10 protein-coding genes and 3 pseudogenes are annotated in these 8,773 nt (G+C 63.9%); 6 read left to right on the forward strand and 7 right to left on the reverse strand.

The genetic code is table 11. The annotated features are described in order from the left end of the window. The first annotated feature begins 735 nt into the window (after window positions 1–735). Complete coding sequence (locus EP26_RS35685) at window positions 736–1,080, forward strand: Rap1a/Tai family immunity protein (protein WP_157033880.1); 345 nt, start codon at window positions 736–738, stop codon at window positions 1,078–1,080. Between the two features lie 83 nt (window positions 1,081–1,163). Next, on the forward strand, window positions 1,164–1,520 hold the full coding sequence (locus EP26_RS35690) for a hypothetical protein (RefSeq protein ID WP_157033881.1): 357 nt from the start codon (window positions 1,164–1,166) through the stop codon (window positions 1,518–1,520). An 81-nt stretch (window positions 1,521–1,601) separates the two neighbouring features. Here EP26_RS35690 and EP26_RS28085 read toward each other — a convergent pair. The 4 genes and pseudogenes from EP26_RS28085 to EP26_RS28100 all read right to left on the reverse strand — a co-directional run bounded on the left by EP26_RS28085 (window position 1,602) and on the right by EP26_RS28100 (window position 4,864). Further along, window positions 1,602–2,313, reverse strand: a pseudogene (locus EP26_RS28085) (IS6 family transposase). A gap of 284 nt (window positions 2,314–2,597) precedes the next feature. Further along, on the reverse strand, window positions 2,598–3,971 hold the full coding sequence (locus tag EP26_RS28090; RefSeq protein ID WP_043344157.1) for a sensor domain-containing diguanylate cyclase: 1,374 nt from the start codon (window positions 3,969–3,971) through the stop codon (window positions 2,598–2,600). Between the two features lies 1 nt (window position 3,972). Then, the gene (locus EP26_RS28095; protein WP_052389792.1) at window positions 3,973–4,413 is read right to left on the reverse strand and encodes a hypothetical protein; all 441 of its coding nucleotides are present in this window, start codon (window positions 4,411–4,413) and stop codon (window positions 3,973–3,975) included. 172 nt (window positions 4,414–4,585) lie between these two features. Continuing rightward, a complete protein-coding gene (locus EP26_RS28100; RefSeq protein WP_043344160.1) occupies window positions 4,586–4,864 on the reverse strand; it encodes a helix-turn-helix domain-containing protein in 279 nt (92 codons plus the stop codon). A gap of 432 nt (window positions 4,865–5,296) precedes the next feature. Between EP26_RS28100 and EP26_RS28105 the strand changes: the two are divergent. From EP26_RS28105 to EP26_RS28115, 3 genes and pseudogenes are all read left to right on the forward strand, one after another. Further along, window positions 5,297–5,629, forward strand: a pseudogene (locus EP26_RS28105) (IS21 family transposase); the annotation flags it as partial. A 185-nt stretch (window positions 5,630–5,814) separates the two neighbouring features. Continuing rightward, window positions 5,815–6,105 (forward strand): toxin-antitoxin system TumE family protein, encoded by a 291-nt coding sequence (locus EP26_RS28110; RefSeq protein ID WP_211259593.1) that lies wholly within the window; start codon window positions 5,815–5,817, stop codon window positions 6,103–6,105. Further along, complete coding sequence (locus EP26_RS28115) at window positions 6,102–6,449, forward strand: HVO_A0114 family putative DNA-binding protein (protein WP_043344163.1); 348 nt, start codon at window positions 6,102–6,104, stop codon at window positions 6,447–6,449. The genes EP26_RS28110 and EP26_RS28115 overlap by 4 nt, the downstream gene beginning before the upstream one ends. Before the next feature lie 140 nt (window positions 6,450–6,589). Here the strand turns inward: EP26_RS28115 and EP26_RS33985 are convergent. Continuing rightward, window positions 6,590–7,300: pseudogene (locus EP26_RS33985) on the reverse strand (IS6 family transposase). A gap of 188 nt (window positions 7,301–7,488) precedes the next feature. Between EP26_RS33985 and tnpA the strand changes: the two are divergent. Continuing rightward, a complete protein-coding gene (gene tnpA, locus EP26_RS28130) occupies window positions 7,489–7,815 on the forward strand; it encodes an IS66-like element accessory protein TnpA (RefSeq protein ID WP_052389794.1) in 327 nt (108 codons plus the stop codon). Here the strand turns inward: tnpA and EP26_RS37030 are convergent. Both EP26_RS37030 and EP26_RS37035 read right to left on the reverse strand, forming a co-directional pair. Beyond that, entirely contained in the window at window positions 7,808–8,305 is a 498-nt protein-coding gene (locus EP26_RS37030) for a hypothetical protein (RefSeq protein WP_052389795.1), read from the reverse strand. The two genes, tnpA and EP26_RS37030, sit on opposite strands and share 8 nt — an antisense overlap. Then, window positions 8,266–8,773 (reverse strand): hypothetical protein (locus EP26_RS37035; protein ID WP_456303887.1); only part of this gene is annotated, 508 nt, incomplete at its 5' end. The genes EP26_RS37035 and EP26_RS37030, both read right to left, overlap by 40 nt.

The raw sequence follows: 8,773 nt of genomic DNA on the forward strand, positions 1-8,773 counted from the left end.
GCTTTCGCCAGCAGCTCAGCCAGTGGCAGTCTGTCCTCGGTCATCGGGTCCTCGGCCGGTCAGGGGTGGGAGCGTCGCAACTCCACCCTAGCCGCTAGGTCCGATGGCCACCCCAGCTCTACACCCCAGCCAAGGCTGGATTTCCCACCACCTCCGTGGACGCTACCCAAGGCAAAACTCGGCCAGAGTGCAAGGGCCGCAATGATGGCGACGCAGCTTCGTTTCATGGTGGCCTCCCAGTACCGGCCCGCCGTTACGGGCTGCGGTCTGGCGATGCTTCTTGTAAAGCAGCGGGAATCGCAACAGACCACCCTCCAAGTCGTCGCAGTCGGCGACCGGGCAGGACCACATCGAGGGTCGCCTTATCATCCGGCCGGGACAAATCCTGCGGCATCCCGGGCAAGGTAGTCAGCCGGTGCGTGCGGCCTGCCAGTGACTCACGATCACCGCACTAATGTGCTGAGCCGCCTCCCCCGAGACTGTCAGGCCCAGTACCGCAGCACTAGCCACGATCAATCCACCCCAAGTGCTGGGTTCCTTCAGCCGGTCCCGCAGCCAGCCCACCGCCATCGTCGCCATCATCTTGTTCCAGCACATTCCCCAAGCTTCGCCACGGTCGTTGCGATTTGCTATTTATTAGGCGCAGGGCTCGAAGGATGAGGCACACGCGCCCACCACCTCGCCAAGCTTCGATGGTATCTCGCAATTATTGCCAGCAGCTTTGGGATGGGTGGGGTGTGGCGTATTGTCGCTGTTGCAGCAATTCTGGTGGGGGCATTGGCTATGTCTGGCCGTGCTGCCGCACAGTCGAGCATAAGCAGCGCCGCCTATGTGCTGCCCGGATGCCGAAGCTTCGTGGCCGGCAAGGCTATGCATGACGTATCCACGCAGCGCATTTGCGTCGAGCAGGTCGAAGCTTCCCTTCTCGCGGGTGATCGGATCTGCCCGCCACGTGTCCTGACCACCGGTCAGTTCGTGCGGATGGTCACCCGGTACATAGAGAGAAGGCCGCGCCGGAAAGGCGAACCGTTTGCCAGCCTCACCAAGGAAGCATTGCGGACTACCTTCCCCTGCCGCTGATATGAGACACCCAGCCATAGCCGACTCAATTCCACCAGTTGTATGATTCAACTGCTAAACCTTGGGCTATGGAGGCAAGCAGAATGCGTTACGACCGGCTTGGTGATGCAAGGCTTGCGAACAAATCGCCTCAGCAGATAATTTTTGAGCGGATCGCTCGTCTCAAGCGCGCTGCCGAGTTTTGTCGCCAGTCTGGTTGGCATGCCGAATCCGAGCAGTGGACGCTGCGGCTGCGGGAAGCCGATGCTATCGCCTACCTGATGGAAGCCCATCGTGAATGCGCCGAGTTGGGCGGTGAACCCGACGATCCGGGCCTCGACAAGTTCTGGCAGGATGTGGAGTGGCAGCGCGACCGAGAGGTTCGGGAAACACTGCGTGCCAAGCGGACGCTTGTGTATCGAGTTGGCGCTTGGTGGGCGAAGGTCTGGCAACACCGATAGGCACTACCGGCATTGGCAACTTGTTGGACGTGACGCTGAGTTTGCTCGCACGAGGGTGCGGGCTTGGCTTTAAGCGGCGATCTAGGCGCACGTCTCCTGGCGCTGGAGCCGGAAGGCCTTGGCGCGAGCGCGACGATGCTGGACGCCGACCATCAGATGGCGGCGCGGTTGGAAGTGGCCATGGATCATCGCGTGCGCCAAGAGGAACCGCTCGGCTGGCCCGGGTGACGTGAAGCGCTGCATCTGACGTTCTCGACGCCACGTCGGACGGTGGGAGTTCTCGGCACGATTGTTCAGGTAGCGGCTGGTCCGATGCCGCACACCGGGCAAGACCTCTCGCGGTGCGACGCTATAACCACGGAGCCCATCCGTGACGATCTTGCGCGGCTTGTACTTCAGGCTCACCGGCAGGCGCTTGAAACAGCGTTTGGCGGTTGTGGCATTGCGCCGCTCCTGCATGAGAATGTCGAGCACGACACCGTGCTGGTCCACGGCCCGCCAGAGATAGAAGAGTTCGCCATTGATCGTCAGGTACACCTCATCCATGTGCTAGGTGTCGCCCGGCCTCGGCCGCCGCTTGCACAGTTTGGCCGCGAACTCGGTGCCGAAGCAGAGGCACCAACGGCGGATACTCTCGTAGCTGACTACCACGCCGCGCTCGGCCAGGATCAGCTCGATGTTGCGCAGGCTTAGACCGGGCAGGTGGATAGAGCCAGATGGCATGGTGGATGATCTCGGCTGGGAAGCGGTAGCCAGGGTTAGGAGGTGGGCTCGATCGATATTCGACCACCATGGCCCAACCAACTTATTCCGCCCAGGGCTCAACGAGGTGACACTGCCCGATGGCCGCCACCATTATGATGGCAGCCTCCTCCACCACTTCAGCGGGCACGACCGCCAGAGCCTATCGGCCCTGCTCCGGCCCGCCAAATAGGCTGCTTGGCGCGATACCTGACAGAACGGGACGGAGTGCTGTTTGAAGCCGTCATCCGCCAGCTCGGGGCCAAGGGCGTGATGGTACGCTCCGGCACTCTGATGGACGCAATGCTCATTCCGTCTGCCAGAATTAGGCAGCATTTACACCGTCAAGCGCTGCTCGGTCAGATTACCGGTATGCCGAGCGTGTACACAGTTGCGCCCGGCGGCCTTGGCCGCATAGAGCGCCTCGTCAGCCACGCGCAACAAGCCGTCCAAGTCGGTGGCTTCGGGGCTGAGCTCTGCAACGCCAAAGCTTGCCGTGAGTAAGACCTCGGACGGCGTTCCGCCTGGCCCAAGCACCGGTACGGACAGGCTGGCAACTGCTGTCCGCAGCCGCTCTGCCACTACGACAGCGGCGGCAATGTTAAGATTCGGCAAAAGCACAGCGAACTCTTCGCCGCCCAGCCGAGCGACGTGATCCACACCTTCCCGCGCGCCCTCACGCAGCGCGCTGCCGAGGGCGCATAACACCAAATCGCCTGCGGCATGCCCAAAGCAGTCGTTTAGTGCTTTGAACCGATCTGCGTCGACCATTACCACCGACAGCGACCGACCCGTGCGCAGGGCGGTAGTGCACGCCTCAGCGCCAAGCTCAAAGAACCGGCGCCGATTTAGCAAGCCTGTAAGGTGATCTTGGCAGAGCGCCCGCCGCAGTTCCTCCGCCGCCTCGCGCCGTTCCGTCATGTCACGTACGACGACGAGGTATGCCTCTGGCTCGGGAGCGGGACCGATGCCGTCCTCCGTAGCCCGCATCACTGACACCACCGAGCTGCCCCAAAACCGCTCGCCTGCGCCGCGCGGAATCCAACCCTCGGCGAGATGCCAACCATCGCGTCGCACAAAAGCAAGCCGCTCGGGCAGCGGAGCGCTGCCGCTGCCTAGGGCAGTGAGAAGCCCGTCGGCGCGGCGGCCCAATGCCTCGTCCGCGCCCAAACCAAAAAGGCGCTCAGCGGACGCGTTCCAGTCTGCTATGCGCCCGTCGGCTCCAAGATAGAAGAAGGCGTAGCCCTCCGCGCCCTCCGCCATCGCCGCGAACCATGCCTCCGCCTCCTGTAATCGTCGCTCTTGCATCACCTGTGCACTCACATCGGCGACTACGGCCATGTAACGGTCCGGTGAAAGTCGGAGCACGGTCAACGACAGCACGAGAGGGTTGGGTACCGTCTCGCCGCGTTTAGAACGAATGCGCGGCGGCAGGCCGACGTGGATGCGCACGCCGTCGAGCACAAGGCCACGCTTCATGGTGGAGGTGAAAAGCTGCATGCGCAGATCTGGGGCAAAAGGTGCAAGCGCATCGAGAAAGTTGTCGAGTTGACCTACCACCGGCAGGATCGGCGTCAGCATGCGGGCACAGGCTGGGTTAATCATCCGCAGCATACCGTCGGCGCCAAACTCAGCCATTCCGTGCGGGCAGAGATAGAGGAAGTCAAGTAGCGCCTCATTCTCATCACCACTCGGCTCCGGCCCGTCCATGTCAACGTGCCTTGGCGCTGGAGCTGCGGTCCACGAGCACGTAGCACAACCGTCCGCCGCAACGCTTGAGCAGGCGCAGGCGGACAGGGGTCGGACGCATGCGGAGCGTCAGGACGTAGGGGAGCACTTCGTCAAGCACCTCCTCTTCCTCAAAACGCTGCGCCACTAGATAATTGTTCATGCAAGGCGCGACCTCGTCGAACATATGTCTCCCTAGTACGCGGGTTTTGGACAAGCCTGCACTACCAGCCTCGCAAGCGTTGTAGACCTCAACTCGACCGTCTACGCCGAAGCCGATTACGCCGAAGGGCAGCGCATCGAGTTCCGCCTCGGAGGCCGTGTCTAGTTTTTCTGAAAGTCGGCTGTCGCTGAAGCTGGGCGGAATGCAAGCCTCGGTGCAATCCGGCAGTGCGAGGGCGGGGTCCTTCTGATCCAGCGACATGGTGTGGTTCCTTGAGGCACTTTCGGTCCAACACCTCGGACCAGATTCGGGTAGCGTTATGCCACAATTAAGCAACTTTTAGTAGAGAATTCGAAGGCGAGGAGCGCCATCGTTACGTTTGCGCAGCGCTATGCGACGGCGGCGGAGAGGCGACCCATGGCACCAAGGAGTGTCAATGCTGAGGTGGATTGTCGCGCTCGCGCTCCTTCATCGCCGCCTCTGCCCCGACCAGGGCGCGGTCGCGCCACTCGCTCAGACGAGCGACGGTGACGTTGAGCTCGCGGGCTACGGTCTCCAGCGGCTTGCCGCGTAGCAGGCGGGTGACGGCGGCCAGCTTGCGCCGGGGGGAGTTGCGGCACTCCGGCCCGGCACCGCCCAAAGGAGCGTCGGCGTCAGCGTTCTGGGCGCACGCCGGCGCCCCCTCGGGCTTGTCGCTGTGGTTCTGGTCCATTGGTCTGACCTCCGGTTGCGGTGACCTCTACCGCAGGCGGCTGTCTCATCGAACCGTGCCGCACCCCACTGGCAGGGCAGATCACCAAGGATGCACTCGTAACGGCTGTGCACATGGGAGGAAGGCGCTTTGCAAAGGGGACAAGCGGCCGATGCTTGGTCCAGGCTGGCGACGATGATGAGGTGATTGGGCGACGGCAGGACATGCTGGACAAGCAGCCCTGCCGGTAGGAACGGCATGAGGGGCGTGGGCAAGAACCAATGCTTTGAAGGGAACTCCGACTCTCCTATGTGGCCATCCTGAGCCGGAACGACCACCCGTTGCACGCAGAGTGCGGAAGAACCTGAAAATTCCTCAGTCCAGCGCCACTGCCCGGGCCCGGGCGGCGCCGGCCATGCCCCAGGATGCCATGCGGCATCATGGGAGCAGCCGGTGGTCACCCTTGGGGAGCTCGTCATGATCCTGGATCTCGCCCGGCAGGGCCTGACCGTCTCGGCCATTGCCCGCCGCACCGGCCACGACCGCAAGACCATCCGCACCTACATCGCGCGCGGTCTGGAGCCGCCAGCCTACAAGCCGCGGCCGCCAACCCCGTCGCCGCTGGCGCCCTTCGAGGCCTTCCTGCGCGAGCGTGTTGGCCGCTTCCCTGACCTGACCGGCCGGCGCCTGTGGCGCGAGGTCCGCGACCTCGGCTTTGTCGGCGGCTACTCCACCGTGACCGACTTCCTGCGCACCGTCCGGCCGCCGGCCACGCCCGCCTTCGACTGGCTGGTCCTTATCTGGCTCACCACGCTGGCGCTGGTGGTTGCACGGGGGTGGGCTTGGGTCGCTGGCTTCTAGGCCGGCAGCCCTGCCTTAGCGGCTCGGCGCCTGGTCATTAAGGCGCGTCCTGCCAAGTGAGATAGATATGGCTTTTGACGCCATAGATTGTCTATGGCATGTTGCACCATATGAAAGCTACGCCGATATTCCGCGAGCGCCTAGTGATCGGCTTGGCTGAGTTGGTGGAAATCGTCATCTGGCAGGTACCGGCGCCGGTGCCGCCGTCCGAGCACGACTTCAAGTATCGCCTCGCCTATGTGCGCGGCGGGGAGTGCGTCGTCCGCTACGACAACGAGCGCGGCAAGGGCGACCACAAGCACCTCGCCGGCCGGGAGCTGCCCTACACGTTTACCAGCGTTGAGCAGCTGCTGAGCGACTTAGAAGCCGACGTCATCACCATCCGAGGAGAGCCGATATGAGCAAGCTGGAAGTCCACGTCGGCGGCACCTTTGCTGGCATGAAGCGCCGGGCACTAGCCGCGGTGGAACGCGCCAAGGCGGGAGAGACGGTGAGCGAGAGCCATCTCTCGTTCGCATCCCTCGAGGTATTCACGGCGATTATGACGCCGAAGCGGTTGGAGCTGCTGCGGCATGTGCACCGCGAGCCGCAGGCCAGCGTTGCCGCACTCGCGCGCGCCCTGGGGCGCGACTACAAGCGTGTGCATGAGGACGTAGAAGCCCTAACCACCGCCGGGCTGTTGGATCGCCAGGAGGGCCTCCTCAAAGCGCCGTATGATGCGATCCGCGCTGAAATGGTGATGTAGCGGCAAGGGGATGTACAATGTGCAGCCCCTTCGCCGCTGCGGCCCTAAGCTCAACAGCGGTCGCCCATAATCTTACTACGGCATTGTCACATTGTTTGGTGACCGGGTGCGTTTGACCGCAAGACAGAGCTTGCGTGATCTCACACTGCCCTATGGGCACACGTCTCCTGCCGCCAGATTTGGAAAGCCTTGTCGCGCGAACGGAGGTACTGCTCCGCGGGCATCAGGTGCCGCCGCGGATGGAAGTGGTCATAGATCATCGCGTGCGCCGATAGGAAGCGCTGGGCTTGCCCGGGTGATTTGAACCGCTGCATCTGTCGTTCTCGACGTCGCGTCGGTCTGTGGGAGTTCTCGGCACGATTGTTCAGGTAGCGGCTGGTCCGATGCCGCACACCGGGCAGGACCTCACGCTGCGCGACCCCATAGCTGCGGAGCCCATCCGTGATAATCTTGCGAGGTTTGTACTTGAGGCCCGCCAGCAGACGCTTGAAGAAGCGTTTGGCGGCCGTGGCATTGCGCCGCTCCTGCACCAGGATGTCGAGCACGACACCGTGCTGATCCACGGCGCGCCAGAGATAGAAGAGTTCGCCGTTGATCTTCAGATAAACCTCATCCAGGTGCCAAGTGTCACCCGGCCGCGGCGGACGCTTGCGGAGTTTGGCTGCGAGCTCGGTGCCGAAGCGGAGGCACTAACGGCGAATACTCTCGAAGCTGACCAACACGCCGCGCTCGGCCAGGATCAGCTCGATATCGAGCAGGCTCAGACTGAACGTGTGGTAGAGCCAGGTGGCATGGTGAATGACCTCGGCCGGGAAGCGATAGCCGGGGTAGGTGGTGGGCTCGGTCGGCATCCGACCAGCTTGGTCTCACCGGCTCATTCCGGCCAGCGCTCAACCACGTGACAATGCCAGCCTGGGCTATCTTCGACGCTTCCGCTTCGACAAGATCGTAAGCGTCCGGCCTCCATCGCCTTCCCTGGTCTTTGGCGTCCGTTGAGGCTGGGGGCCTTAACGTCGGGCGTAAGGTCGTCTGTAAGGTCATGGGCATCGGGACGGTCGAGATCATCACCGGGCGTGAGCGGCGTCGGCGTTGGAGCGTGGCCGACAAGCTCCGCATCCTGGCCAAATGCGATGTACCGGGCGTGCAGGTGGCAGAGGTGGCGGCTCGACACGGCATCTACCGCAGCCTGGTGTTCCAGTGGCGGCGCCAGGCTCGGGATGGCCTGCTGGTGGCCGAGCCGACGCCGGAGTTCGTGCCGGTCCGCGTTACCGTCGCCGATCGTCAGGATGAGGTGCTGCCCGACCCGGAGCCTGCGCCGCCACCATCATCCCGCAACAGCCCGTTGAGAAATCCATTGGTCAGCTGAAGCGGTCCGGCTCGATGCTGACGGCGACGGCCACGGACTGATCGCCAGCGATGACGATCAGGATGACGACCAGGCCGCCGTCCGACGTGGTGACGGCAGCAAGCAGGGCCGAAACCCTGTCCTGGAAGCCCCGAGGCGTTCCCCACCCCGTCAGCAGCCGCATGATCAAGCCAAGGTTGTAGCCAGCGACGTGGATCAGGTAACGCTTGTGCAGGTTCTCCCGGCCGCGCAGCCAGGCTCGGCGCATGCCACCACGATCGAGGATCAGCGCGAAGCCTCGCTCAACCACCTCGGCGCGCAGCTTGAACGCAACATGAGCGACGCCGGACAGCAGGCGGGTGCGATTGTTGACCACGGCTCGGCGGGCCGCGTCGTCGCCGTGCCAGCGGAGGAAGCCGTCGCGCTTGGGCTCGGCGATCCGGGTCTTCCATGGCCCGTCATCGAGCGTCTTCAGCACCTCGCGCGAGTGGTACCCTTTGTCGGCCACCATCTCGGCAGGCGCCTCGGCGCCGCCTCGACCGCGGCCAGATGCCGGGCCACACTCGCCAGGGTGTCGGGCAGGGTCTTGGTATCGCCCCGGTCGGCCAGGTGCATCTCGGCCGCGACCACCGCGCCGGTGTCGAGATCCAGCGCGTGCTCGGGCTTGTAGGCCAGGTGTGTCCGGCCGTCCTTCAGCTTGGCAATCCGGGCGTCCGGATCAGTCGGGCTCTGCCACTCCGCATTGGACAGCGTCCGGCCCTTGCGCTTGCGGTCCAGCCGGAGCAGGTCCTCAGCCGTTGGCGTCTCGATGCCGCTCTCCTTGGCCATGCGGACCAGCATCTCGCGGTAGCTCTCGCCCCCGTCGCGCCGCACGATCGCCCGCAGGGCGGCGTTGGCCTCCACCGTCGAGGCATCGACGCCGATCCGCTCACCCCGGATCAGGCCGCGCTCGGCCAGACGCTGCAGCACCCAGGTGAAC

The organism is Belnapia moabensis DSM 16746, from assembly GCF_000745835.1.
Classification (GTDB): Bacteria; Pseudomonadota; Alphaproteobacteria; order Acetobacterales; family Acetobacteraceae; genus Belnapia; species Belnapia moabensis.